26 protein-coding genes are annotated in these 24,123 nt (G+C 71.6%); 13 read left to right on the top strand and 13 right to left on the bottom strand.

The annotated features are described in order from the left end of the window. Positions 1–21: 21 nt before the first annotated feature. Positions 22–1,185, top strand: a complete 1,164-nt coding sequence (locus FLL47_RS04835; RefSeq protein WP_144119195.1) for a hypothetical protein — start codon at positions 22–24, stop codon at positions 1,183–1,185. Between the two features lie 15 nt (positions 1,186–1,200). Here FLL47_RS04835 and FLL47_RS04840 read toward each other — a convergent pair whose 3' ends face one another. Genes FLL47_RS04840 through FLL47_RS04870 form a run of 7 tightly spaced genes read right to left on the bottom strand, consistent with a single transcriptional unit; the run spans position 1,201 to position 7,087 of the window. Next, complete coding sequence (locus FLL47_RS04840; protein WP_144119196.1) at positions 1,201–1,536, bottom strand: STAS domain-containing protein; 336 nt, start codon at positions 1,534–1,536, stop codon at positions 1,201–1,203. Between the two features lie 12 nt (positions 1,537–1,548). Beyond that, on the bottom strand, positions 1,549–3,096 hold the full coding sequence (locus FLL47_RS04845; RefSeq protein WP_144119197.1) for a fused response regulator/phosphatase: 1,548 nt from the start codon (positions 3,094–3,096) through the stop codon (positions 1,549–1,551). Then, positions 3,093–4,421, bottom strand: a complete 1,329-nt coding sequence (locus FLL47_RS04850; RefSeq protein ID WP_144119198.1) for a sensor histidine kinase — start codon at positions 4,419–4,421, stop codon at positions 3,093–3,095. The genes FLL47_RS04845 and FLL47_RS04850 overlap by 4 nt, the downstream gene beginning before the upstream one ends. After that, complete coding sequence (locus FLL47_RS04855) at positions 4,418–5,431, bottom strand: SpoIIE family protein phosphatase (RefSeq protein ID WP_246157531.1); 1,014 nt, start codon at positions 5,429–5,431, stop codon at positions 4,418–4,420. The genes FLL47_RS04850 and FLL47_RS04855 overlap by 4 nt, the downstream gene beginning before the upstream one ends. Then, on the bottom strand, positions 5,419–5,835 hold the full coding sequence (locus tag FLL47_RS04860) for an ATP-binding protein (RefSeq protein ID WP_144119199.1): 417 nt from the start codon (positions 5,833–5,835) through the stop codon (positions 5,419–5,421). Before FLL47_RS04860 ends, FLL47_RS04855 begins: the two co-directional genes overlap by 13 nt. Beyond that, positions 5,832–6,242, bottom strand: coding sequence for an STAS domain-containing protein (locus FLL47_RS04865; RefSeq protein ID WP_144119200.1), 411 nt, complete (start codon positions 6,240–6,242; stop codon positions 5,832–5,834). Before FLL47_RS04865 ends, FLL47_RS04860 begins: the two co-directional genes overlap by 4 nt. After that, positions 6,242–7,087, bottom strand: a complete 846-nt coding sequence (locus tag FLL47_RS04870; protein WP_144119201.1) for an STAS domain-containing protein — start codon at positions 7,085–7,087, stop codon at positions 6,242–6,244. Before FLL47_RS04870 ends, FLL47_RS04865 begins: the two co-directional genes overlap by 1 nt. Before the next feature lie 301 nt (positions 7,088–7,388). Here FLL47_RS04870 and FLL47_RS04875 point away from each other — a divergent pair, with 301 nt between their 5' ends. After that, on the top strand, positions 7,389–7,565 hold the full coding sequence (locus FLL47_RS04875; protein ID WP_144119202.1) for a CsbD family protein: 177 nt from the start codon (positions 7,389–7,391) through the stop codon (positions 7,563–7,565). Between the two features lie 171 nt (positions 7,566–7,736). Further along, entirely contained in the window at positions 7,737–8,147 is a 411-nt protein-coding gene (locus FLL47_RS04880; RefSeq protein ID WP_246157533.1) for an ATP-binding protein, read from the top strand. Between the two features lie 86 nt (positions 8,148–8,233). Here FLL47_RS04880 and FLL47_RS04885 read toward each other — a convergent pair whose 3' ends face one another. Next, on the bottom strand, positions 8,234–8,566 hold the full coding sequence (locus FLL47_RS04885) for a YkvA family protein (RefSeq protein WP_144119204.1): 333 nt from the start codon (positions 8,564–8,566) through the stop codon (positions 8,234–8,236). Positions 8,567–8,608: 42 nt separating this feature from the next. Then, on the bottom strand, positions 8,609–9,799 hold the full coding sequence (locus tag FLL47_RS04890; protein ID WP_144119205.1) for a serine hydrolase domain-containing protein: 1,191 nt from the start codon (positions 9,797–9,799) through the stop codon (positions 8,609–8,611). A 231-nt stretch (positions 9,800–10,030) separates the two neighbouring features. Here FLL47_RS04890 and FLL47_RS04895 point away from each other — a divergent pair, with 231 nt between their 5' ends. The 4 genes from FLL47_RS04895 to FLL47_RS04910 all read left to right on the top strand — a co-directional run bounded on the left by FLL47_RS04895 (position 10,031) and on the right by FLL47_RS04910 (position 13,985). Continuing rightward, positions 10,031–10,945: a mechanosensitive ion channel family protein gene (locus tag FLL47_RS04895; RefSeq protein WP_144119206.1), complete on the top strand. Its 915-nt coding sequence runs from the start codon at positions 10,031–10,033 to the stop codon at positions 10,943–10,945. A 165-nt stretch (positions 10,946–11,110) separates the two neighbouring features. After that, positions 11,111–11,461, top strand: a complete 351-nt coding sequence (locus tag FLL47_RS04900; protein WP_144119207.1) for a DUF6401 family natural product biosynthesis protein — start codon at positions 11,111–11,113, stop codon at positions 11,459–11,461. 138 nt (positions 11,462–11,599) lie between these two features. Beyond that, entirely contained in the window at positions 11,600–13,012 is a 1,413-nt protein-coding gene (locus FLL47_RS04905) for an alkaline phosphatase PhoX (RefSeq protein ID WP_222105959.1), read from the top strand. A 127-nt stretch (positions 13,013–13,139) separates the two neighbouring features. After that, positions 13,140–13,985 carry an NAD-dependent epimerase/dehydratase family protein gene (locus tag FLL47_RS04910; RefSeq protein WP_144119208.1) on the top strand — a complete coding sequence of 282 codons (846 nt, stop codon included), beginning with the start codon at positions 13,140–13,142 and terminating at the stop codon, positions 13,983–13,985. 120 nt (positions 13,986–14,105) lie between these two features. Here FLL47_RS04910 and FLL47_RS04915 read toward each other — a convergent pair whose 3' ends face one another. Beyond that, on the bottom strand, positions 14,106–15,506 hold the full coding sequence (locus FLL47_RS04915) for a glycosyl hydrolase family 18 protein (protein ID WP_144119209.1): 1,401 nt from the start codon (positions 15,504–15,506) through the stop codon (positions 14,106–14,108). A gap of 300 nt (positions 15,507–15,806) precedes the next feature. Between FLL47_RS04915 and FLL47_RS04920 the strand changes: the two genes are divergently transcribed. The 5 genes from FLL47_RS04920 (at position 15,807) to FLL47_RS04940 (ending at position 21,025) form a co-directional block, all read left to right on the top strand. Continuing rightward, entirely contained in the window at positions 15,807–16,730 is a 924-nt protein-coding gene (locus FLL47_RS04920; RefSeq protein WP_144119210.1) for an STM4015 family protein, read from the top strand. Next, a complete protein-coding gene (locus FLL47_RS04925) occupies positions 16,731–17,807 on the top strand; it encodes an STM4014 family protein (RefSeq protein ID WP_144119211.1) in 1,077 nt (358 codons plus the stop codon). A 139-nt stretch (positions 17,808–17,946) separates the two neighbouring features. Next, on the top strand, positions 17,947–18,762 hold the full coding sequence (locus FLL47_RS04930) for an STM4013/SEN3800 family hydrolase (RefSeq protein WP_246157535.1): 816 nt from the start codon (positions 17,947–17,949) through the stop codon (positions 18,760–18,762). After that, the gene (locus FLL47_RS04935; RefSeq protein WP_425457656.1) at positions 18,759–20,114 is read left to right on the top strand and encodes an STM4012 family radical SAM protein; all 1,356 of its coding nucleotides are present in this window, start codon (positions 18,759–18,761) and stop codon (positions 20,112–20,114) included. Before FLL47_RS04930 ends, FLL47_RS04935 begins: the two co-directional genes overlap by 4 nt. Beyond that, the gene (locus FLL47_RS04940) at positions 20,111–21,025 is read left to right on the top strand and encodes an STM4011 family radical SAM protein (protein ID WP_144119212.1); all 915 of its coding nucleotides are present in this window, start codon (positions 20,111–20,113) and stop codon (positions 21,023–21,025) included. The genes FLL47_RS04935 and FLL47_RS04940 overlap by 4 nt, the downstream gene beginning before the upstream one ends. Here the strand turns inward: FLL47_RS04940 and FLL47_RS04945 are convergent. The 3 genes from FLL47_RS04945 to FLL47_RS04955 are packed head-to-tail and all read right to left on the bottom strand — an operon-like array spanning position 20,988 to position 23,342. Further along, positions 20,988–22,148 (bottom strand): DUF6745 domain-containing protein, encoded by a 1,161-nt coding sequence (locus FLL47_RS04945; protein ID WP_246157536.1) that lies wholly within the window; start codon positions 22,146–22,148, stop codon positions 20,988–20,990. The two genes, FLL47_RS04940 and FLL47_RS04945, sit on opposite strands and share 38 nt — an antisense overlap. Before the next feature lie 19 nt (positions 22,149–22,167). After that, a complete protein-coding gene (locus tag FLL47_RS04950; protein ID WP_144119213.1) occupies positions 22,168–22,488 on the bottom strand; it encodes a hypothetical protein in 321 nt (106 codons plus the stop codon). Positions 22,489–22,526: 38 nt separating this feature from the next. Next, a complete protein-coding gene (locus tag FLL47_RS04955; RefSeq protein WP_222105960.1) occupies positions 22,527–23,342 on the bottom strand; it encodes an HAD family hydrolase in 816 nt (271 codons plus the stop codon). Between the two features lie 213 nt (positions 23,343–23,555). On the opposite strand from FLL47_RS04955, the gene FLL47_RS04960 reads away from it, so the two are divergent. Further along, positions 23,556–24,095, top strand: a complete 540-nt coding sequence (locus FLL47_RS04960) for a hypothetical protein (protein WP_144119214.1) — start codon at positions 23,556–23,558, stop codon at positions 24,093–24,095. Positions 24,096–24,123: the final 28 nt, after the last annotated feature.

The following is a 24,123-nucleotide window of genomic DNA, read 5'->3' on the forward strand; positions in this document are numbered from 1 at the left end:
AATGGTGGGCATCATCGAAACATGCTGGAAAAGCTCGACACCGTCGGCTGGGGCGGGCTGACGCACGCCTTCGGCACGGCCGAGGAGATCCCCGCCTTCATCGCCGCGCTGCGCGGCGACGACCCGCAGGTGCGCGGCGACGCCCGCGACGAACTCTGGACCAGCCTGCTGCACGAGGGCAGACGCTACGAGGCGGACGTCTACACGGTGCCGTTCCTCGTCGACCTGGCCGTCGATCCGGCCACGTTCGAGCGGGCCGCGATCGTCGACCTGCTGACCGCGCAGGCGATCGGCTCGGACCACCCCTACCTCGTGACGGGTTTCCCGATCGAGCGACTGCGGCCCTCGCCGGACGCGGTCGACGAGTCCTGGCACCTGCTCTACAGCGAGTGGAGCGGCCGCCCGGCCGGCGAATCGCCGGCACCGGGCGAGGCCGACGAACTCCGGGTGTACGACGCGGTGCGGGCCGAGCTGCCGCGGATCGTGACTCTGCTCGACGACACCGACGGCGACCTCATCGAGGCGGCGGCATACCTGCTCGCCTGGTTCCCGGAGGCGGCGCGCGACACCGTCGTGCCGCTGCTGGCCGTGGCCGGGCACCACGATTGGCGGCGTGACGTGCGGGTGACCGCACTGCTCGCGGCCGGACTGGCCGCTCGCGGGCCGGTGCCCGAGTCGGCGGTGATCGCGGGCCTGGTGCACGACCCCGACGAGGAGGTCCGCTGGGCCGCCGCGGTGGCGTGGGCGCTCACCGCGGGCGCGACCGTGCCCGAGGAGCCGCGTGCCGTCCTGCGCGCGCGGGCGGGCGGCGGCATCGGCGCGGACGAGCCCGTGCTCGCGCCATGGGGGCTGACCCGGGCCGAGTGGTCGGTGCGGCTGCTGGAGCACCTCGGCGATCCGGGAGCCGCGGACGCGCGGGCGGCGCTGGTCCGCAGAGAGGTGATGAAACGGCACTACGGCCCCTGGGCCGAGCGCCTCGGCGAGGCCTTCTACCTGGCGTTCGGGGACGACGCGCGGACCGGCCCGCTGGGATACGCCGATCTCACTCCCGCCCAGCGCTGGCTCGTCGACCACCTGGTCCGCCACCCGGACGCGCTGATCGCCGAGCCCGACGAGGTGACCGAGCTGCTGCGCTGGTACGGGCTTCCCGACAGCCACCCGGCGCTGAGCGCGTACGCGGCTTGAAGTGATTCTTCCGCGCTAGACACCGGTGGTCAGGTAGTCGTACACGGCGACGATCTCGAGCACTTCCCGGACCGTGCCGGACGCCCTGGTGAGCCGGAAGGATCCACCGTGCTGCGCCGCCACGGCGTGCGCCTGGAGCAGCACCCGGATGCCGCTGGAGTCGATGAAGCCGACGTCCTGCATGTCGACCTCCACGGCCCGCCCTGGACCGGCCTGGATCGCGTTGACGAGCCAGCTCGTCAGAGCCTGCTCGTTCGCCAGATCGAACTCGCCGGCCAGGGTGATCCGGACACGGTCCGCCAGGACCTCCACTTCATGTGTGGCCTGCGGCGGATTGCTAGCTCGATTCATGGAGGAAGCCAATCACAGACGTCGGACGGCGACAACGGCGACGTCGTCAGCGTGGGGCGGGTTCGTCAACTGCTGGAGCAGCCGGTCGCAGTAGAGGCCGAGGTCGGCGTCCACGGTCCCGGCGACTCGGCTGAGGTCGGCTATGCCGTCACGGATCGTGATGTCGCGGCGTTCGATGAGGCCGTCGGTGTAGAGCAGCAGCGTGCCGCCGTCAGGAATGACGAACTCCAGGTCTTCCGTCCGCGGGTGGTTGATCCCCAGCAGTGGCGCGCGGTGCCAGATCTCGCTGACCTGGTCGTCGACGATGAGCAGCGGCGGCAGATGGCCGGCGTTGGCCAGGCGGGCCCGGCCGGTCCGGGGATCGAGCAGCAGCAGGCAGAGCGTCGCCATCTCCCCGGGCAGCAGCCGGACCATCAGCTCGTCGATGAGGGTGACGATGCGGCCGGGGGAGTGCCCCTCGATGGCGTACGCGCGCAGCGCATGGCGGATCTCGGCCATCACGGTCGCGGCGTGCAGGGAGTGCCCGACGACGTCGCCGATGGCGATGAGCAGCTGGTCGTCGAGCATCGACAGCTCGTAGAAGTCGCCGCCGATCTCGGCTTGCGGGCTGGCCGGCTCGTAGCGCACGGCGAGATCGATCCCGGGCACGGTGGGCAGGTGCCGCGGCAGCAGACTGCGCTGGAGCGTGACCGCGATCCGGTGGTCCTGGTCCTGTGCCCGCTGGGCCTCGGCCGCCGCGCCGAGCGCCTGGGTCAGCTGCGTGAGCAGCCGGGCCTGGTCCTCGTCGGCGGGGGCGGACGTGAACAGGTAGAGCGGCGGCCGGTCGGCGCGCAGCCGGGCGGTGGTGACGGTGATGTCGCCGGATTCGGGCCAGCCCGCGGGCAGCCGCCAGCGCGCGGCCTGATCGTTGATCATGCGGGATCCGATCGGCACGTCGTCGTCGGGCGGCTCCCAGCCGATGACCGTGACATCGTCGGGGACGCTCGCCAGGGCCACGGACCAGCCCGTGTCGAGGGTCTCGGTGGCGACGGCGGCGGCTGCGCCGAAGAGGCGGGCAGCGCCGGCGGCGGCTTGGCCGAGCAGTTCGGTGAAGTCGCGTGCCATGGTGACCGCGAGCGTCGTCTCGGCGAGCCGAGCCAGGCCGTCGGCGAGCTGTTCGGCCTTGCGGCGCGCCTGGTAGTAGCGCAGTACGGCCTGCACCGTGGCGACCAGCTCGTGCGGGTCGATCGGTTCGACGAGGTAGGCGTCGGCGCCGCCGACCAGCCCGAGGGTCCGGTCGGCGGCGTCCACCGCGTGCGCCGAGACGTGGATGACGGGTGTGCTGGCGGTGCCGGGGTCGGCCTTGATCCGCCGGCACACGTCCAGCCCGCTCATGTCGGGCAGTTTGACGTCGAGCACGACCATGTCGAAGGGGCGCTGCTGGATCTTCTCGAGGGCCTCGTGGCCGTCCTCGGCTTCGGTGACCACGAATCCGGCGCGGGTGAGCCAGTTCTTGAGCAGGTAGCGCTTGGGGGCGCGGTCGTCGACCACCAGGATGGTCGTTTCGGTGGGGGCGGTCATGAAACTCTCGCGACCGGCAGGGTGACGGTGAACGTACTCCCCTTGCCCGGTTCGCTGACCATGGTCATGTCGCCGCCCAGGATGCCGACGAGGCGGCGGGCGTACGGCAGCCCGAGCCCCGTGCCGTGGACCTTCTGGCGGCCGGGGAGCTGGACGAACTCCTCGAAGATGCGCTCGTGCTGGGCGGCGGGGATGCCGACGCCGGTGTCGGCGACGGTGATCGTCCAGCGGCGGCCGTCACAGCCGGCATGCATGGTCACCTGACCATGGTCGGTGAACTTGACCGCGTTGTGCAGCAGGTTGCGCAGCACCTGGGTCAGCAGCGCCTCGTCCGACTCGATCCATGCGCCGTCGTCGGGGGTGTCCACGATCAGTTCGACGTCGGGGTTGGTCAGCACGGCCTTGAGGGTGCCGCGCAACTGCTTGAACAACTGGCTGAGGTCGACCAGCGACCACCCGGGCTCGAGGTGGCCCGACTCCGCCTTGGCCAGGTCGAGTAGATCGTTGACCAGTGCCAGCAGGTCGGAAGCCGAGCCGCGCATCAGTGCGATCTGCTCGGCCTGGGCGGCGGTGAGCGGGTCGGAGGCCGGATCGGACAGCAGCCTGATCAGCCCGATGACCGCGGTCACGGGAGCGCGCAACTCGTGGCTGACGTTGGCCAGGAAACGTGTCTTGGCTTCGCTGGCGTTGCGCAGCTGCCCGGACTTCTCGTCCAGTTCCGCGTACAGGGCCACCACGCCGCGGTTCGTCTCCTCGAGTTCGGAGCTGAGCTGAAGGTAGAGGGCCATCACGCCGCGGTTGGTCTCCTCCAGCTCGTCGTTGAGCGCCTTGAGCCGGTCCCGTTGTTGGCGGGCTTCCTCCAGTGCCGACAGCAGGTGCTCGTTCTGGGAGGCGAGCTCGTCGAGCGGGCTGGCCACCGTGGACGCGGCGAGCGTGCGTCGAGCACGCTCGACCTGGTCTGCGGTGAGCAGGTCCGGGGCGGGAAGACGGCGTGACAGCATGACCACTGTCTCATGCCCGTCGTCGGCGACTTCCAAAACATCCACGAGGCGGCCCGCCGGTCGCAGCGCCTGCTGGTCCACCGGACCGGGCACGGCGAGGTCGATGCGCAGATTCTCCGGCTGCCCGTGGATCCGGAAGGTGACCTCCACACCGGCCGCCTTGGCCAGCAGCTGGCGGCCGACGTCGCTGAGCGCGGTGGCGAGCCGGATCTGGTCCTGGTGTTCCAGGCCCAGCGCCGCGGCGGCCTCGCGGCCGCGCTGCCTGACGGCGAAGACGTCCTGCTCGCGGCGTAGCACCAGGTGCAGCAGGATGGTGTCGGTCATGGCCGGATCCTGGCCGCCAGCACGCAGGCGTCATCACGGCGCACGCCCGCGTCACGCAGCACCGTGGCGGCGATGAGCAGCGGTGACCGCGTGCTCAGGCCCGGACTGTGGTTCAGGCTCCACTTGTCGCTGACCCCGTCGGAGTGCATGACCAGCAGCGACTCCGCGCCGAACGGGTACTCGAACTCCTTGATGACGGCCCGTCCGTGCCCGGCGATGCCGGGCATCGACACCGTGCTGCGCCGCTCGTCGCCGGTGATGACGGTCGCCGCGACGTTGCCCATCCCGCACGTGCGTACGACGGCGGCGTCGGGGTCGATCTCCGCGACGGTCAGCGCGGCGCCACGGGTGTGGGACATGCCCCGGTGCAGGCGCTCGACGAGCATCGCGGGCGGTTCGTCGGGTGCGGTGCGGAAGATGTTGAAGGCGGTCTGGGAGGCGGCCGCGGCGAGCGGGCCGTGGCCGAGCCCGTCGCAGACCATGACCTGCCGCCTGCCACCGGCGGTGCGCACGGCGTAGCAGTCGCCGCTGACGGTCTCGCCGGTCAGCGGCCGGGTCAGCCCTTCGGCCCAGGCCGGCGGCGGCTGCGGCTCGCGCCACAGTTGGGCGGTGAGGACCGAGCCCCGTCCGGGCGTGGAGAACCCTTCCGACCGGTCTGCGAGCCTGGCCACGGCGCCCAGCCCGATGCCGAGGGTGCCGGTCGTGGAGCGGCCGTCCTCGGACATGGCGGCCAGGTCGGCCATGCCGGGCGCGGAATCGATGCTGACGATCTCGACGCCGACGTTGTCGTCGTGCCGGACCGGACGCACCAGCAGCGTTCCGTCCTCAGCGTGCTTGACCAGGTTCGACGCGAGCTCGGTGGCGATGATGGCGATGTCGGCGGCCTTGCGCTCCCCGAGGTCGACCGCGTTGGCCAGCTCGACGGCGAACCGCCGGACGGCGCCGACGGCGCTCTCGTCGTCCAGCCGGAACCATGATGCGGTCGGGGTCAGCGAGCTCAGCGCGCCCACTTGACCACCGCCACGGTGGTCCCGGCGCCGACCACGGTGTCCAGTTCGAACTCGTCCACGAGTCGCCGGGCTCCGCTGAGGCCGAGGCCGAGGCCGCCGCCGCTGGTGTAGCCGTCGGTCAGCGCCAGGTCGATGTCGGCGATGCCGGGGCCGGAGTCGCTGAAAACGACTCGCACCCCGCGCCGCACACCGTTGTCCACGGTGGAGACGGCAGCCTCGCCGCCCCCGCCGTAGACGAGAGTGTTGCGGGCCAGCTCGCTGGCCGCGGTGACCACCTTCGTCTGATCGACCAGCGACAGCTTGGCCGCGACCGCGGCGGTGCGGACCAGCTGGCGAACCCGGACGACGTCCTCGTCATTGCCGATGGCCTGCACCTGGTGACCAGGGCCTTCGCTTCCCGTCACGGCGAGGTCGTCTCAGGATCGCCGAGTAGGTCCAGATCGTCGAAGGTGTCCGGTTCGGCGTTTCTGGCCAGCAGTTCCAGGCCGCGTTCGACGTTGAGCGCGGTGCGGATCCCGTCGAGGGACAGGCCCAGCTCCACCAGGGTGATGGCAACGGCGGGCCGCATGCCGACGACGATCGTCTCGGCGTCCAGTACCCGCGAGATCGAAGCGATCGTCGACAGGGTGCGCCCGACGAAGGAATCGACGATGTCCAGGCCGGTGATGTCGATGATGACACCCCTGCAGCCGGTGTCGACGATGCGCTGGCCGAGATCCTCCTGCAGCTGCAGCGCCATCTGGTCCTGCATGTCGACCTGGATGGAGACCAGCAGCACCGAGCCGATTTTGAGGATCGGCACCCGTTCCATCACGCCTCCCGCTTGCCGGCGTTGCCGCGCCGGATCGCGTGCCGCAGTGCGTCGGCCAGGGTGGCTTTCGTGGCGATGTCGCCGAACTCGATGCCCAGCGCCACGATGGTCTGCGCGATCTGCGGGCGGATGCCGGAGATGATGCACTCCGCGCCCATCAGCCGCGCCGCCATGACCGTCTTGAGGACATGCTGTGCGACCTGGGTGTCGACCGCCGGCACGCCGGTGATGTCGATGATCGCGTACGGGGAGCCGGTGTCGACCAGCGCCTGCAGGAGCCGCTCCATCACGACCTGCGCCCGTGCGGAGTCCAGGGTGCCCACCAGCGGGACGGCGACCACGCCCTCCCAGAGCTTCACGACCGGCGTGGACAACTCCAGCAGCTGCTCGCTCTGCTCGGTGATGATGTGCTCGCGGGCGCGGGAGAAGGCTTCGAAGGAGAACAGGCCCAGCTCGTCGATGAACGCCGACCAGGCCACGTAGTCGCGCAGCGCCTTCTCGTCGCCCTTCTCCACCTCGCCGATCTCGTACAGCGCGGTCTTGAGGGCGAAGATGCTCGTGGCGGTCTCGGTGGCGGTGAAGCCCTGACGCGCGCGGCCGCGCGACAGCTCGGTGAGCACCGCACGCAATTCCGCGGTCTGCGGTCCGTCGAGATTGGTGGCGCCGTCGTTGAGCGACTTCTGCAGTTGCACCTGCAACTCGGTCGTCTGGCGGCCCGATTCCGCGACGGTCAGTCGGCCTTTCAACGGCGCAGCCGCGACCTCCGCCCAGCGCTTGGAGATCTTCTCCGAGCGGTCCGACAACAGCTTGCCGAGTCGCTCGCTTTGCTCTGCTTTCAGCGCCATTGTCATCCTCTACCACTTATATGTTTGGTCGGCCCGACCGGCTGCGAACTGTACCACCGCTGTTCGGGCAGGCCGGGTGCTGCGAAGGGAGGGTGGGAAGTGCTCGAATGCGGTCTCCGCAGGGTGGCTGTGTACCCGGATCGGGCCGGCGAATTCATGCACGTTCAGCAATCGGTTCCGGGGCGATCGGCTCTCCACCGGGCAGTCGTGAGCCGATAGCGGCGCCACGGTTTCGGCCAAGGTCCGGCGGGGCAGTCAGTGGCAGGTGGTCGGTGGGGCCGCCGTGGAGAAGGGAAGACCGATGGGCGACATCTCGAACAAGGCCGAAGAGCTCAAGGGCAAGGCCAAGGAGGTCGTGGGCGACCTGACCGGCAATGAGAGCCTGGCGGCGAAGGGCTTGGCCGAGCAGGCCGCGGCCAAGGCCAAGCAGGCGGCCGAGGACGTCAAGGACGCGGCGGAGGACGCCACCAACCGGTGACGGGGCCCACGCGGGCGTAATCGTCGTCAGGGCCCGTAGACACTGATGCAGAGAGTGCCACGCCGGCCCAGGCTGTGGCACTCTCTGCGTCAGTGTCCCAGGCAGCGATCGAGGCGCCACCGAGGTCAGTCAGCTCACATCGAACATCAACCTCGGGCCTGCGGAGGAGTCTTGCGTCAGGTAGTCAGACCGTTCGCACAGCCGCCGTCGGGCGCGGCGACGATCTCGTTCACGACCGCCGACGACCTCGCGGCGGTCCGGGAGTTCGTCGGCGCGCACGCCCAGGCATCCGGGCTCACCGCGGGCCGGGTCCCTGCACTCAAGCTGGCTGTGAGCGAACTCGTCACCAATACACTCCGGCATACCGCCGGCGGCGGCGTCGTGCGGGTGTGGGCCGAGGGCGACGCGATCATCAGCGAACTGACCGACAGCGGCACGTTCCGGAGGACGACCGCGGAGCCCGCCGCGCGGCCCGTAGCCTCGGGCGGGTGGGGGCTGTACATCACCGGTGAGGTCTGCGACGAGTTCCTCTACCACAGCCGACCCGGCCGCACCGTGTGGCGGCTGGTGTTCAAGCGCTGACCCGTCCGGCATCAAAGGCCCTTGGTCCGGGACTGCGGCTGTCCAAGCCGAGTCCCGGAGCAAGGGCCTTTGCCGCTCGCCCCGCGCTATCGGGGGTCATCCTGTTTGGTCGAAGGCTTGGTGCGGGGGCCGGGCAGGAGTTTGCCGCCGTGCCGCTTGCGGAGCAGGTTGGTGAGGTACATGAGGGCGAGGGCGAGCACGCCCATGTCGTCGAGATAGATCGGGTCGGGCAGCAGGTCCACCGGGAAGATGGTGTAGATCAGGGCGCCCCAGAAGGCGACCTTGCCTCCCGTGCCCAGCTCACCGAGCATCCGTTTGGTGACGAACAGGCGCCTGCCCAGTTTGATCGCGCCGATCAGCGTGATGATGCCGACGATCGCGACGGCAATGCCGATGATGATCCAGGTATCCCGATCCACGCACGAGTTCTACCCTGTCGCGCGGTGGTTAATCCAGTGTGTTCACGCGGCGGCGCGCAGAGCGAGGGTGAGGAACTCGTCGCGGCCACCGCGGAACAGGAAGTCCGAGGTCTGCGTGAAGGCCAGTGCGGTGACGTCGCGGTACGGGTCGTTGCACCACACGGTGCCGTAGCCGCCGTCCCAGCCGTACCGGCCGGGGATCGGCGAGATGTCGTCGGGCTTGGTCGCGACCGCCATGCCGTATCCCCAGCCCTGCGGCTCCAGCAGCATGCCCGCGGTGCCCTGCTGGTAGGCGGTGAGCTGGTTGGTCGTCATCGCGGTGACCGCCTCCGGTGACAGCAGTGCCCGGCCCTCGTGGACACCTCGGGCGGCCAGCATCCGAGCGAAACGCAGCATGTCGTCCACCGTGGACAGCAGCCCGCCCGCACCGGACGGGAACACCGGCGGCCGCGACCAGTCCTCGATCGGCGTCGCAGTCTGCCGGACCGGCTCGCCGGTGGCGAAGTCGGTCAGGTAGTGCGGGGGGATGCGCGCGACGTCGGCGGTGTGGAAGCCGGTGTCGGCCATGCCGAGCGGCGCGAACAGCCTGGTGTGCAGCACGTCGGCCAGCGGCGCGCCCGCGGCCCGGGACACCAGCACGCCGAGCACGAGCGCCCCGGCGTTGTACTGCCAGCGCTCGCCGGGCTGGTACATCAGCGGCAGGGTGCCGAACACCTTGATCCACTCGTCGGGGGAATACGGCGTGCGCGGGTCGGGTTCGGCCAGCACCAGGCGCAGCTGCTGAGCCGCCGCGACGATCGGGTATGGCGGGTCGTAGTGCGGTTCGGTCAGGATGCCGAAGCCCATCCGGAACGTCAGCAGGTTCTCGACGGTGATCGGCCGACGTGCGGGCACGGTGTCGTCGAGCGGGCCGTCGATCCTGGCCAGCACCCTGCGGTCGGCCAGTTCCGGCAGCAGGCGGTCGACCGGCTCGGCGAGGTCGAGCAGACCTTCCTCGACCAGCGCCATCGTGGCCGCGGCCAGCATCGGCTTGGTGATCGAGCCGATGCGGAACAGGGTGTCGCGCCGCATCGGCGTCGCGCCGTCGAAGCCGAAGGACCCGATGGTCTCGACGTGCACCTGATCACCGCGGGTGACGGCCATGACCAGGCCCGGCAGTTCGGCCGCGGCGACGCGCGCCGTCATGGCGTCGTGCAGTCGCCGCAGGCCGGAGGCCGACAGTGCATCGCTCATCACCACAGCGTGCCGCAAACCGGTCGCGGCCGCACGCCGGCCGGTGAAGAGGCCGGTGCGGCGGCCGCTCCCCAAGGGATGCTGCCGATCCCATCTGCGTATGTCGATCGAGGTGGCCCGGATCACCCGATCGGACCATGCCTGCCCGGATCGCGGTTTCATGCGTGGTCGGCGGGGAATGGTCCAGCTGTCACCGAAACCCCCTCGTTTCCGCTGGAAAGGAAGAAGCCCATGGACCTCGGAGAGGTGTTGACCGACGCGCTGCGCTCGGTCGCGCTGTTCCTGCCCAAGGCGCTGGCCTTCGTGGCGATCCTGCTCGCCGGCTGGCTCGTCGCGCGAGGCATCCGCATGCTCGCCGACAAGGGCCTCGAACGGGTCCGGTTCGACCAGCTCGCCGCCCGCGGCGGGGTGACCGCTGCCCTGGCCCGCGGCGGTGTCGACCCGTCCGACCTGGTCGCGCGGCTGGCCTACTACGCGGTGCTGCTGTTCACGCTGCAGCTCGCGTTCGGGATCTGGGGGCCGAACCCGGTCTCCGACCTGATCAACGCGGTGGTGTCGTGGCTGCCCAAGGCGTTCGTCGCGATCGTCATCGTGGTGGTGGCCGCGGCCATCGCCTCCTGGGTCAAGGACCTGGTGACGGGCGCGCTGGGCGGCCTGTCGTACGGCCGGTTCCTGGCCACGACCGCGTCGGTGTTCATCATCGGCCTCGGCGTGATCGCGGCGCTCAACCAGATCGGCGTCGCCACCACGGTGACCATGCCGATCCTGATCGCGGTGCTGGCGACCGTCGCCGGCATCCTGATCGTGGGCGTCGGCGGCGGCCTGGTCCGCCCCATGCAGTCGCGCTGGGACACCTGGCTCGACCGGGCCGGCGAGGAGTCGACGCGGGTCGCCGAGCACGCCCGCGCCTACGCCGCAGGGCAGGCCGACGCGACCCAGGTGCTCGCGGACCGGTCCGCCGGCACGGTGTACCCGGCGCAGCGCACCGCCCCGGAGGACGCCGGGCTGTACGTGTCGCAGCAGGCCGCCCCGGCCGAGCCCGACGCCTACCCGCAGGAGCGGGAGCCGCTGGTGCCCGGATTCGACAGCGACCAGACGCAGCCGCTGCCGAACGACGTGCCGCGTCCGGCCCCACGGCGGCGGTGACCGCCGGCCGGCCGGTGGGCGCGACCTGTCCGGTCGCGCCCATCGGCGGGTGTCGACCGGCCGTCCCTCCGGCGGGTGGAGCCGGTCGGCCAGCGTTGTCCTCTGTTCGGTCATAACGGACGCCAGGCCGCATTCAGGGCCCCGATGCTGGCCTAATCTCGCGGCATGGACCGTGGCCCCACCAGCCCAGACCAAGCCCGCCAGGTGCTCGCGCGCTACGCCCGCGTCGTCGGCGACGCCGGCCGTGCCGCCGCGGCGGCCGACCCGGGCGTGCTCGCCATCCTCGACCAGGCGACGGCGAGCGTCGGCGACGCGCTCGACCCCGAGCGGCGGCCGCCCCTGCTGGAGCTCGCGAGCTACGCCGACGGCCTCACCGACAAGGCGACCGCGCTGGGCTGGAACCTGCCCGACGTCACCACGCTGGACTGGCGCCGGGCCGACCAGATCACCTGGCGGCTGGTCGCGGTGTGCGACATCGCCGCGGCGGTGCTCGGCAGGGACGTCACCGCAGGCTGAGCAGGGGGTATGCGGGACGCGTAGGCAATGTTTGCCTGCTGTTCGCCCGAACGTGGTGTGGTGCGCGCGGCCCGTTCCCGGACGAGGACTTGCATGTCGAGGGTCAAGATGTGAAAGCCCCTCGAAAGGCAGCCCACCGTGCATACCCCTCTCTCCCGCCGCAACCTGCTGCGCGCCGGCACCCTCGGCGGCCTCGGCATCGCGTTCGCCGGCAGCATCCAGGCGGTCGCCGGTCCCGCCTACGCCCACCCGTCCGTGCCCGGCTACGGCCCGCTCCTGCCGGACCCGGCGGGCATCCTGTCCCTGCCGGAGGGCTTCTCCTACCGGATCGTCGCCGAGGCCGGCAAGACCCTGCTGACGACCGGTGAGCCCACCCCGGGCGACCCCGACGGCACCGCATGCTTCGGCACCCGCCGCGGCTTCACCCTGGTCAACAACCACGAGATCGGCGGCTCCGAGCCGTTCCGGGTCCCGGCCCGCCCCGGTTTCACCTTCGACCCCGGCGCGGGCGGCGGCACCACCAACATCGAGGTCGACCACCACGGCAACCGGGTCCGGCAGTACGTCAGCCTGGCCGGCACGCACAACAACTGCGCCGGCGGCATCACCCCCTGGGGCACCTGGCTGACCTGCGAGGAGACCGAGCAGCGCAAGGGCGGCGTGTTCCAGCAGGACCACGGCTGGGTGTTCGAGGTCGACCCGTTCGATCAGGAGGCCAACCTCGACCCGGTGCCGCTGAAGTTCCTCGGCCGGTACGCGCACGAGGCCGTCGCCGTCGACCCGAAGACCGACGAGATCTACCTGACCGAGGACGCCGGTGGCCCGAACGGGCTCTACTTCCGCTGGGTCCCGCCGAAGGGCTTCAAGGGCCGCGACGGCGCGCTGCGCAAGCTCGCGCTCAGCGAGGGCGGCGACACCGCGGGACGCCTCCAGGCGCTCAAGGCGACGCTGGACGGCCTGCACATCACGGACCTGTCCGCCGCCACCGAGCCGGGCACCAGGTACAAGGTGAGCTGGGTGGACGTGCCGGACCGGCTGGCCGCCACGGTCTCGGTGCGCAAGCAGTTCACCAACGACCAGGTCACCCGTGCCCGCAAGCTCGAAGGCCAGTGGTACGGCGACGGCGGCGTGTACTTCGTCTCCAGCTACGCCCGTACCGGTGACGGCAGTGTGCACGAGCACGACGGCCAGGTCTGGTTCTACGACCCGAAGCGCGAGACGATCGAGCTCAAGACCATCTTCGGGGTGAACCCGGACCCGTCGGTCGAGGGCAACTTCGACGGCCCCGACAACATCACCGTGTCGCCGTACGGCGGCGTCATCCTCGCCGAGGACGGCGAGGGCCTGTCGCACCTGGTCGGCGTCAGCGACAAGGGCGTGACCTACCCGCTGGCCCGCAACGAGATCAGTGACAGCGAGTTCGCCGGCCCGACGTTCAGCCAGGACGGCCGGATCCTGTTCACCGGCATCCAGGCCGACGGCCTGGTCGTCGCGATCACCGGCCCGTGGGGCCGCCGGGGCCACGACCACGGTCACGGTCACGGTCACTGACCTTCCGTGCCCAGTGCCGCGCCCGCTCCGGATGTGCCACCGGAGCGGGCGCTCGCCTGTCCGGCCCGGTACCGGCGGGCGTGCCGTCGGATACGTTGTCAGCGGATCTTCGGGAGAGGTGTGGACGATGGCACTGGTGGCAGTGACGGGCGGTAGCGGCAAGCTGGGCCGGGCGGTGGTGCGCGACCTGCTCGACAACGGATACGACGTGGTGAACCTGGACGTGGCGCCGCCGCGGGAGCAGCTGTGCCCGTACACGCGGATCGACTTCACCGACTACGGCCAGGCGGTGGAGGCGTTCAGCGCGATCGACAGCCGGTACGCCAAGGTGGACGCGGTGGTGCACCTCGCGGCGATCCCCGGGCCGGGGGTGACCGGCAACGCGGCGACGTTCGCCAACAACATCACGGTCAGCTACCACGTGTTCGCCGCGGCGCGGGCGGCAGGCGTGCGCAACGTGGTGTGGGCGTCCAGCGAGACGGTGCTCGGGCTGCCGTTCGACACCCCGCCGCCGTACCTGCCGGTGGACGAGGAGTACGCGGGCCGGCCGGAGACGGCGTACTCCCTCGCGAAGCACCTCGACGAGCAGATGGCGGCGCAGTTCTGCCGCTGGGACCCGCAGCTGAAGATGATCGGGCTGCGCTTCTCGAACGTGATGGAGCCCGGCGACTACGCGAACTTCGCGTCGTGGCAGGACGATCCGCGGGCGCGGATGTGGAACCTGTGGTCGTACATCGACTGCCGCGACGGCGCGCAGGCGGTGCGGCGGGCACTGGAGTACACCCAGCCCGGCCTGGAGGTGTTCATCATCGCCAACGCCGATACGGTCATGCACCGCGAGACCGTGGAGCTGGCCGCCGAGGTCTTCCCGGATCTGCCCTGGCAGCGCCCGGTCTCCGGCAACGAGACCCTGCTCTCCATCGACAAGGCACGCCGCCTGCTCGGCTACGCCCCGGCCCACGGCTGGCGCTGACCCGCCCGCACGACGGGCCCGCACCTGTCCGATGCGGGCCCGCTGCGTATTCAGTGGTCGATCATGAAGTTATGGCGGGGACACGCCGGTGAACCGTGCCATAAGTTCATGATCGACCGGCTAGGGGAGGGTCCAGATCTGGTTGCCGGAGGCGGCGCAGGTCCAGATCTGGAGGCGGGTGCCGTCGGCGGTGCCCAGGTCCTTGGCGTCGAGGCACTTGGCGGACGCCGGGTTGCGGAGGTTGCCGTTGGACTGGGGTTGCCAGACCTGGGCGCCGGAGCCGTTGCAGTCCCAGAGCTGGATCAGGGCGCCGTTGGCGGTGGAGGCGCTGGTGACATCCATGCACTTGCCCAGGGCGCGGACGGTGCCGTCGGTGCCGATGGTCCAGGTCTGCGCGTTGGTGCCGTTGCAGGTGTAGAGCTGGATGGCGGCGCCGTTGGCGGTGCTGGCGGCGGCGACGTCGACGCACTTGCCCGACGCCTGGCCGACGATGCGGCCGGTGCGGCCGCCCGGGGGCGGCGACGACGGCGGCGTGGTGCCGCCGATGGCGACCTCGTAGATCGCGCTGACCAGCGAGGTCGAGCCGGTGGTGTCCTGGGACAGCTCCCAGTTCATGATGCCGCCGGCGTTGGCCTTGGCCCACGCGGTCTTGCTGCGGATGGTGGGCAGGCCGTTGTAGCACTGCTGGACGCCGCTGACCGTGGTGCAGTCGCGGTTGGCGTTGGCCGGGTCCATCGCGACGAGCTGGCTGTACGTGTAGTACGTCGGGCGGCTGTAGAACGGCACGCCCAGCACGGCCTTGCTCGCGGGCAGGCCGCGGCTCTTCCACGAGTTGACCGCGTTGATCGACCAGTTGTAGTTGGCGTGCGGGCTGCCGCCGTCGTACGCCATGATGTTCAGCCAGTCGACGGCGCTGAAGACCGCCGGCTGCACGAAGTTCGCGGTGCCGCCCTCGGACACCACGGCGGCGGTGAGCAGCTTGCCGCGGGTGTGCATGGCGGTGCTGAGCTGGTTCATCAACGCCGTGAAGTTGTTGCTCTCGGCAGTGGTGTCCGGGTATTCCCAGTCGATGTCGACGCCGTCGAGGCCGTACTGGTTGACGAGGTTCACCAGGTTGTTGACGAACGCCGTGCGGGCGGTGGCGTTGGCGGCCAGGTCCTCGAAGGCCTGGTCGTTGCCGTCGTTCCAGCCGCCGACGGCGATGGAGACCTTGGTGTTGGCGGCGTGGGCCAGCGACACCAGCGAGGACAGCTTGGACGGATTGTCCAGGCCCTGCAGGCTGCCGTTGGAGTTCGGCAGGATGAACGCGTAGTTGATGTGCGTCAGCTTGCCGTACTGCACGGTGTTGACGTTGCCGGCCCACGAGGGCATGTAGCCCACGCTCTTGAAGCCGTTGGGCAGCACGACCGCCTGGGCCGTCGTGGCCGGGGCCAGCGCGACGGCGGCGCCGACGGCCGCGGAGGCCAGGGCGAGCCCGGCGGCGGCCCAGCGGCCGCGGCGGGCCTTGGGGGTGTCGGACATGGGGATCCCTTCGGTGTCCGGTGCCGGGGCGTCGTTTCGCCACGGCACATCGACTGACCGGGCAGGCGGGTGCGCCCCTCCCCGGCGCGGCCTGGGGGCAGGCGGCGGCCGGGGGCACGTGACGGTCCGGTCGGGTGCGGTTTCGGACGAGGAAGCGGCTCGCTCCGAGTGGTGCGGATGGAGTTTAGTAAACTTAACTATCTAATGCAATGAATGGCTGCCCCGCACCTGGCGGGAGCGTCGGCGGCGGGTGTTACTGTCCCTCGTCCCAGACCCGATGCGGCCCGGCGGAGGCAGCGCATGACGATCGGCTCCCACATCACGACGTTCGCCGGCCGACCCGTTGCGGAATATCCCGCCGACCTGGGCAAAGCCTCCCGCGCAGGCACCGCCTGGCGTTTGGAGGACCCGGACTACGACGACACCGGCGAGTTCCTGGTGCGACTGGAGGCACTGGCCGCGGAGGACTGGGCCGACCAGGTCGGCGCGCTGGTCATCGGCAACTGGGGCGGCGCCTATGACAGCGCCCCGCCGATCGGGCGGATCGTCGCCGCACTGCCGCGGTTCCCCCGCCTGCGCGCGCTGTTCCTGGGCGAGATCACGTACGAGGAGTGTGAGATCTCCTGGATCCAGCACACCGACATCACCCCGCTGCTGGAGGCGCTGCCGCAGCTGGAGGTGCTGACCGTGCGCGGGGCCACGGATCTGAGCCTCAAGCCGGTGCGGCACATGTCGCTGCGCGAGCTGACCATCGAATCCGGTGGCCTGCCCGCCGACGTGGTGCGCGCCGTCGGCGAGTGCGACCTGCCCGCGCTGACCCATCTGGAGCTGTGGCTCGGCACCGACAACTACGGTGGCGACGCCGACGTGGCAGACCTGGCGCCGATCCTGTCCGGCGCCCGGCTGCCCGCGCTCACCTCGCTCGCCCTGCGCGACGCCGAGATCGCCGACCTGGTCGCCGTGGCGCTGGCCGGTGCGCCGGTGGTCGCCCGGCTGCAGGCGCTTGACCTGTCGCTCGGCATGCTCGGTGACGACGGCGCGGCCGCGCTGCTGGCCGGCCAGCCGCTCACCCACCTGCGCAAACTGGACCTGCACCACCACTTCATCGGCCCGGCGGTGATCGAGCGGCTGACCGCCGAACTCGGCGCCGCGGGCGTGGAGCTGGACGTCTCCGGGGCCGACGCCCGCCACCGGAACGACCGCTACATCGCGGTCTCCGAGTAGATGCACCTCACCGTCGTCGGCAACCCCGGCCACCGCCGGGTCACCCTGTTCACCGCCGCCGCGGTGCGCGCCGGGCTGGCCGAACCCGAAGTGGTGTCCTGGCAGGACGTGCTCACCGGCGTCCCGCTGCGGCTGCGTCCCGGCACCGTCGTGCGCGTCGAGTCCCCGGGCGAGGACGCCGAGGTGGACCGGCTGCTGCGCGGCGCCGGCCGGACGGCCGAGCCGGGCGAGATCGTCGGCGGCCGGGCCTGGTACACCGGCTTCGCCGCCGCCCTGGACCGGGTCGCCGACGCCGCCCGCGACCAGGGCGCGCATCTGCTCGCCGATCCGGCCGAGATCCTGGTGATGTTCGACAAGGCGGCCTGCCACGCCCGGCTGCTCGCGGCCGGCATCCCCGTGCCCGCGGCGCTGCCCCGATCCCCGGCGAGCTGGGCGCAGCTGCGGTCGTGGCTGGACGAGACGGGCTGGCGGCGGGTGTTCGTCAAGCCGTGCCACGGCTCGTCCGCGTCCGGGGTGATCGCGCTGCAGCTCGGCAGCGGCGGCCGGATCCTGGCCACCACTTCCGTGGAACTGTCCGGCGGGCGGCTGTACAACTCGCTGCGGGTGCGGCACTACCGCGACGAGCGCGACGTCGCGGCGATCGTGGACCGGCTGGCCCCCGACGGGCTGCAGGTGCAGCGCTGGCTGCCCAAGGCCGGGCTGGACGGTCGCGTCGTGGACCTGCGCGTGGTGACGGTGGCGGGCGAGCCGTCGCACGTGGTGGTGCGCGGCAGCCGCTCGCCGATGACGAACCTGCATCTGGGCGGCGTACGCGAGGATCTGTGCGCGCTGCGCGCCGCGGCCGGTCGGCACTACGCCGAAGGCCTGGCGACCTGCCGCGCCGTCGCCGCATGCTTTCCCGGCAGCCTGCACACCGGCGTCGACCTGATGTTCGCGGCGGGCTGGCGCTCGCACGCGGTCGCCGAGGTCAACGCGTTCGGCGACCTGCTGCCGGGCCTGCACGTCGACGGCCGCGACACGTACGACGCCGAGGTGGCGGCCCTCCTCACCCGCGAACGCGCCGGCGCACCAGCATGACCGACCCCACCCGACCCGCTTGCGAGCCGGGCGTTCACCCGAAGGCGACTTTGCAGTTGCGGGGAAACTGCATGAATCAGGGCGGCGGTTCGTGCAGTTTCCCTGAAACTGCAGAGCCCGACCGCGGGGAGGGCACGGCGTGAGCGTGGACATGGCGTCGTTGGTGGGGACGCACGACATTGCGCTGGTCACGGTCGACACCTTGCGGTACGACGTCGCGGCGGAGGAAGCGGCGGCCGGGCGCACGCCGAACGTGGCCCAGGTGCTGCCCGGTGGGCGGTGGGAGCCTCGGCATACGCCCGCGAGCTTCACCTATGCCGCGCACCACGCGTTCTTCGCGGGGTTCCTGCCGACGCCGGTGACCCCGGGGCGGCACGAGCGGCTGTTCGCGGCCCGGTTTCCCGGCAGCGAGACCACCGCCGACGGCACCTGGGTGTTCGACGCGCCGGACCTGGTCACCGGGCTGGCCCGGGTCGGCTACCACACGCTGTGCCTGGGCGGCGTCGGCTTCTTCAACCGGCTCTCGCCGCTGGGCAGCGTGCTGCCGGACATGTTCGCCGAGGACCACTGGCGGCCCGAGTTCGGCGTGACCGAACCGGACTCCCTGCGCCACCAGCTCGACCAACTCGAAGTGAGCGTGGTCGCCGCGCCCGCGGCCCGGCCCTTGTTCACGTTCCTCAACATCTCGGCCCTGCACCAGCCCAACCGGCACTACCTGCCCGGCGCGGCCGAGGACGGCCCGGACAGCCACGCGGCCGCGCTGCGTTACGTCGACACCCTGCTGCCGCGCCTGTTCGAGCTGCTCACCTGGCGTCGGCGGCCGTGTTTCACGGTGCTGTGCGCGGACCACGGCACCGCGTACGGCGAGGACGGCCACCAGGGGCACCGGGTCGGCCACGATGTGGTGTGGACGGTGCCGTACGCCGAGTTCACGCTGTCGCCGGGGGAATGGTGACGGTGCTCGACGGCTCGCCCTACCAGGGTTACCTGTACGCGTACCCGCACAAGACGGCGTACCGGCCGCTGCGGCCGCGCCCGGCGCTGCGCGACGTGTGGGCCGGGCAGCCCCGCGACGCCCTGTTCCTGTACCTGCACATCCCGTTCTGCGAGATGCGGTGCGGCTTCTGCAACCTGTTCACCCGCGCCCAGCCGCCCGCCGAGCAGGTCAGCGCGTACCTGCGCCGGCTGCGGATCCAGGCCGAGCAGGTCACGGCGGCGATCGGCCCGGCCCGATACGTCCGGGCCGCGATCGGCGGCGGCACCCCCACCCACCTGACCGCCGACGAGCTGACCGAGCTGTTCGCCATCACTGACGGCGTGCTCGGCCTGAACCCGGCCACGGCACAGCTGTCCGTGGAGACCTCGCCCGCGACGGCGACGCCGGACCGGCTGGCGGTGCTCGCCGCGTACGGCACCCACCGGGTCAGCATGGGTGTGCAGAGTTTCCTCGACACCGAGGCGCACGCCGCCGGGCGGCCGCAGCGCCGCACCGAGGTCGACCAAGCCCTGACCGCGCTGCGTGAAGCGGCGTTTCCGCTGCTCAACGTCGACCTGATCTACGGCATCCCCGGCCAGACCCGCGACACCTGGACCTACTCGCTGCGCGAGGCGCTGGCCTGGTCGCCCGAGGAGATCTACCTCTACCCGCTGTACGTGCGCCCGCTGACCGGCCTGGGGCGCCGCGGCGACGTGCTGGACCCACCGCGCCGGACCGCCGTCGGACCGGGCCGCGACGCGCAGTGGGACCGCCAGCGCCTCGATCTGTACCGGCACGGCCGTGACCTGCTGCGCGAGGCCGGCTACCGGCAGCTGTCGATGCGCCAGTTCCGGCGTGCCGACGTGCCCGACCCCGACGGCGCCGACTACTGCTGCCAGGACGACGGCATGGTCGGCGTCGGCTGCGGGGCCCGGTCCTACACCGCCGACCTGCACTACTCGTTCGACTACGCGGTGAGCGTGCGCGAGGTGCGGGCCATCATCGACGACTACCTGTCCCGGCCCGCGGAGGACTTCGCCTACGCCGAGTTCGGTTTCTCGCTCGATGGGGGCGAGCAGCGGCTGCGCTGGCTGGTGAAGTCGCTGCTGCGGGCCGAGGGCGTCGACCTGCCCGGTTACACCGCCCGTTTCGGGTCCACCGTGGACGAAGACTTCCCGCATCTGGCCGAGCTGGCCGCGCGCGGCTGGGCCGCCGGTGACGGCGACCGGCTGGCGCTGACCGACGAAGGGCTGGCGCACGGCGACGCGATCGGGCCGTGGCTGGTGTCGGGGCAGGTGCGGGCGGCGATGGCGCGGGCGGTGCTGCGGTGAACCTGCTGCTGCTCTACCGCGGTCCGCTCGCGAGCTGCAACTTCGACTGCCCGTACTGCCCGTTCGCGAAACGCCGCGACAGCCGGGCGCAGCTGGCCGCCGACCGGGCCGCGCTGGCCCGGTTCGCCGACTGGATCGCCGCCAACCCCGCCGGAGACACACTGTCGGTGCTGTTCACGCCGTGGGGCGAAGGGCTGACCCGGTCCTGGTATCGCGATGCGCTGGTGCGGCTGTCGCACCTGCCGCACGTGGCGAAGGTCGCCATCCAGACCAACCTGGCCGGGCGGCTGGCCTGGGTCGCCGACGCCGACCCGGCCCGGCTCGCGCTGTGGGCCACCTACCATCCAGGCCAGGTCAGCCGCGAGCGCTTCCTGGCCGCCTGCGCCACGCTGCGCGGGCACGGCGTCCGGCACTCCGTCGGCATGGTGGGCCTGCCGGAGCACCATGCCGAGGCGGTAGCGATGCGGGCCGAGCTGCCGGAGTCGACGTACCTGTGGGTCAACGCCGCCGACGGGCACACCTACGATGCGGCGGCCGAGGCGGCGTGGACGGCGATCGACCCGCTGTTCGGCTACAGCGTGCGCCCGCACGCCTCAGCCGGGCACGAGTGCGGCGCCGGTGAGACGTCGCTGTCGGTGCTCGGCGACGGCACGGTGCGGCGCTGCCACTTCCTGCCCGAGGCGCTGGGCAACCTCTACGACGGCAGCTACCGGGCCGCGCTGCGGCCCCGCCCGTGCGGCAAGGCCACCTGCGACTGCCACATCGGATACGTGCACCTCAAACGCCTCAACCTGCACCAGGTCTTCGCCGGCGGCGTGCCCGAGCGCATCCCCGCCGGACCGCCGCCGACCTGGGGCGTGCCGCACGCGATGCTCACGTCTGCTGCTGCGGCAGGTACTCCTCCGGGGTGAGGCCGAACGTCCACGCCACGCCCTCCCGCGCGGTGCGCACGGTCGGCGGCACCCGCAGGAAGTACGTGCGGAAGCTGCCGTCGGGCTCGGGGCTGGAGTTCAGCACCTCCACCATCACCAGTGGCTCGTCGCCGGGCAGCTCGACCCGCCACAGCGTGCCGCACACGTCGGACTGCGTCTTGGACGCCCCGGACTCGCGCAGGTAGCGGTCGAACCCGAAGTGCTCCAGCATCACCCGGCGCATCTCGGCGTTGGACTCGCGCCGGATGCGCGCCACCGTCAGTGTCGGCAGTTCGGCGGCGATCTCCGCGGGCATCGGCATGCCGCTCCACGCGTGCAGGCCGAATCCGTCCGGGTAGGACAGCGCCGGGCCGTCGCCGTGGTGCAGCCGGCCCAGGTTGTCGCGGTGCACCGCCCGTGGGCGCTCGGTGAGGATCGCGACCTGTTCGAACGCCCACCACCAGCCCGCACTGCAGGCCACCCGGGCCAGGCCGTCGACGTCGGGGTGGCTGTCGAACGCGCCCAGCCAGGCCGCGTCGTGCTGGCCGTGGATCACGTCGAGCAGCGCGTCCTGCTGCGCCTGGCCGAGCTCGCCGCCCCGCGTGCCGAACTGCTCCGTCAGCCGGGTGCGCAGCGGCGTGGCCAGCTGGTCGACGAGCTGCTGCCAGGGCCGGCGGGCGGTGGCGGCCCAGTGCCGGGCGAAGCCGACCCCACCGAGCCGGGTGGTGAGCGCGGCGCGAGCCTGCGCCCAGGGGCGGGTGCGCACCTGCGGGCGTACGCTGCGGCCGAGCTGGAGATCGCCCGGCCGGACGCCCTGCGCGGCCAGCGCCTCGCGCACCTTCGGATCGCCCGCCGACCCGGTGCGCAGCATCGCCACCGCCGTCGCGCCCGCGGCGGGCGAGCCCAGCCACAGCATCCGCCGTGGCGCGGGCAGCCCCGCCAGGGAGTACGCGATTCCTACCCCCGCCTCGGCGCCCGCCCGGTCGGCCGGGTCGGTGCTCAGCCCGGTCGCCAGCCAGCGCTCGGCCCGCTCGGCCAGCGCCATGTCGGCGTTCTTCCGCGCCTCGCGCCGGTTCAGCGGCTGCTCGCCGCTCGTGCTGTGTGCCTGTCGAGTCGTCGTCATCTCCCAGCTCCCGCCGTGCTCAGTCCGCGACCGGGCGGATCGCGCCGGGGAAGTACTCACGCTGGCGGACCACCCGGTATGCCCCCGCGGCCAGCGCGATCGGGCCGTGCTCCTCGTGCACGAGCCGGCCGTAGCCCTCGATCAGCAGGAACAGCCGGCCCGGGTCGTCGGGCGGGCACAGCATCGCCACGCGCTCGCCGGTCACCACGTGCGCGTGGCCGGTCGCCTCGCCCAGCGCCAGCACCATCCGGTTGCGCCGGTCCCGCGGCGCGGGCATCAGATCGGGCGGCAGCTCCTCCCGCGCGATCGGGACCACCAGCACATCACCCTGCCGAAACATGATCAGCTCCACAACCGACGGACGAGTCGCGGGCGACGCTAGTGGGTGGGTACGACACCGCCTGTGGGGAACAGCTCCTCCAGCACCGCGGCCACGCCGTCGTCGTCGTTGCTCGCGGTGACGCGGTCGGCCCCGGCCAGGGCCTGCGGATGGGCGTTGGCGACGGCGACCCCGGTGCCCGCCCAGCGCAGCACGGGGACATCGTTGGGCATGTCCCCGAACGCGATCACCTGGTCGGCCGCGACGCCCCAGCCCGCACACAGGCGGGCGAGAGTGTCCGCCTTGGACACCGTCGCGGCGCTGATCTCCAGCATGCCACTGCCGCCGGAGTAGGTGACCATGACGTCCGGCACGAGCGCCTGCAGCCGCGCCATCAGCTCCTCGGTGACCGGGGCGGGAGACCAGGCCAGCAGCTTCACGCAGCTCTCCGCCCCGGTCCACAGCTCGGCGAGCGAGGCCGTGGGCACGCGTATCACGCTGCGGGAACTCACGTGATCGAAGCCGGGTCCGGTCAGTGCCCGGTATCCGGTCTCCACCGCGAAGCCCACGCCGTCCAGCGCCGAGGTGAGCACGGCGGCGACCCGCTCGGCCAGCGCGAGCGGCAGCGGACCGACGATGGTGATCTCGCCGGTGGCCAGGTCGTACGTGGCGGCGCCGTTGGAGCACACGGCGACACCCGTGATGCTTGCCGCCCCGGCGATATCGTGGATCTCCCGGGGCGGCCGCGCGGTGCAGATGACGACACGGGCGCCGGCCCGCGTCGCCCGGCGCAGCGCGGCCACGGTGCGGGCGGTGAGGGTGCCGTCCGAGCGGAGCAGGGTGCCGTCCAGGTCGACGGCGACGACGCGGATCACCGCCGGACCCTACCGCCCACCACCGCGCCCGCTTCCGACGGGCACGGGGCCGCAGTGGTGCCTTGACCGCTCGATTTGCCAGGCAAGCGGGCGTATAGGCGGTCAAGATACGCACACGTGCCTGGCAAATCGCACGATCTTCGCGGGCTCACGCGGGCAAGGCCGACGGCGTCGGAGTACGGCGCAGCCCGCCGTCCGTGGCAGACTCGGGGCATGTCGATGTCCGGGCTGCGGATGGTCGTGTTCCTGTGTGCCGGTGTGGCCAGTGCGGCGATCGGCCTGCTCGCCCTGGTGACGAACGTCGGCACCGGCTATTACACGGTCTTCGGGATGGTGCTGGGCTGTGCCGGCGCGGTGCTGGCCTGGCTCGGCCTCGCCGGGCTGCGCCCCGGCCCGATCGTGTGGGCCGCGGTGGCGGTGCTGGCGGTGGCCGGTCTGCTGGCGGGTCTGCTGGTGGTACGCGAGGACGTGTGCTGCATGTTCGGCTACCGGCGCGGGCTCGGTTATCCCTGGGCGTGGTTGGACAGCTGGGCCGACGCCGAAACCCTGGACGAGATCGAGGAGATCGCCGCCGCCCCCGAGCGCCTGCCGCTGCACCTCGATCCGGCGAAGCTGATCCTCGACGCCCTGTTCTGGACCCAGGCCGCCGTCCTCGCCGTGATTCCCGCGGTGCTCGTGCTGCGCGGCGCCCGGCCCGACCACCCGGATGACCATGAGGTTGTGCCGCCGACACGCCGTCGAGCCGTGCCATAGGTTCATGATCACCCGGGTGGGGGCGGGG

Origin of the sequence: Catellatospora sichuanensis (assembly GCF_007483665.1) — a bacterium.
GTDB lineage: Bacteria > Actinomycetota > Actinomycetes > Mycobacteriales > Micromonosporaceae > Catellatospora > Catellatospora sichuanensis.

Excerpts from the sequence above, each read along its gene's own strand:
- FLL47_RS04835 (WP_144119195.1), top strand. The coding sequence starts at position 22 with ATGCTGGAAAAGCTCGACACCGTCGGCTGGGGCGGGCTGACGCACGCC.
- FLL47_RS04840 (WP_144119196.1), bottom strand. The coding sequence starts at position 1,536 with ATGAATCGAGCTAGCAATCCGCCGCAGGCCACACATGAAGTGGAGGTC.
- FLL47_RS04845 (WP_144119197.1), bottom strand. The coding sequence starts at position 3,096 with ATGACCGCCCCCACCGAAACGACCATCCTGGTGGTCGACGACCGCGCC.
- FLL47_RS04850 (WP_144119198.1), bottom strand. The coding sequence starts at position 4,421 with ATGACCGACACCATCCTGCTGCACCTGGTGCTACGCCGCGAGCAGGAC.
- FLL47_RS04865 (WP_144119200.1), bottom strand. The coding sequence starts at position 6,242 with ATGGAACGGGTGCCGATCCTCAAAATCGGCTCGGTGCTGCTGGTCTCC.
- FLL47_RS04870 (WP_144119201.1), bottom strand. The coding sequence starts at position 7,087 with ATGGCGCTGAAAGCAGAGCAAAGCGAGCGACTCGGCAAGCTGTTGTCG.
- FLL47_RS04875 (WP_144119202.1), top strand. The coding sequence starts at position 7,389 with ATGGGCGACATCTCGAACAAGGCCGAAGAGCTCAAGGGCAAGGCCAAG.
- FLL47_RS04890 (WP_144119205.1), bottom strand. The coding sequence starts at position 9,799 with ATGAGCGATGCACTGTCGGCCTCCGGCCTGCGGCGACTGCACGACGCC.
- FLL47_RS04895 (WP_144119206.1), top strand. The coding sequence starts at position 10,031 with ATGGACCTCGGAGAGGTGTTGACCGACGCGCTGCGCTCGGTCGCGCTG.
- FLL47_RS04900 (WP_144119207.1), top strand. The coding sequence starts at position 11,111 with ATGGACCGTGGCCCCACCAGCCCAGACCAAGCCCGCCAGGTGCTCGCG.
- FLL47_RS04910 (WP_144119208.1), top strand. The coding sequence starts at position 13,140 with ATGGCACTGGTGGCAGTGACGGGCGGTAGCGGCAAGCTGGGCCGGGCG.
- FLL47_RS04915 (WP_144119209.1), bottom strand. The coding sequence starts at position 15,506 with ATGTCCGACACCCCCAAGGCCCGCCGCGGCCGCTGGGCCGCCGCCGGG.
- FLL47_RS04920 (WP_144119210.1), top strand. The coding sequence starts at position 15,807 with ATGACGATCGGCTCCCACATCACGACGTTCGCCGGCCGACCCGTTGCG.
- FLL47_RS04925 (WP_144119211.1), top strand. The coding sequence starts at position 16,731 with ATGCACCTCACCGTCGTCGGCAACCCCGGCCACCGCCGGGTCACCCTG.
- FLL47_RS04945 (WP_246157536.1), bottom strand. The coding sequence starts at position 22,148 with ATGACGACGACTCGACAGGCACACAGCACGAGCGGCGAGCAGCCGCTG.
- FLL47_RS04950 (WP_144119213.1), bottom strand. The coding sequence starts at position 22,488 with ATGTTTCGGCAGGGTGATGTGCTGGTGGTCCCGATCGCGCGGGAGGAG.
- FLL47_RS04960 (WP_144119214.1), top strand. The coding sequence starts at position 23,556 with ATGTCGATGTCCGGGCTGCGGATGGTCGTGTTCCTGTGTGCCGGTGTG.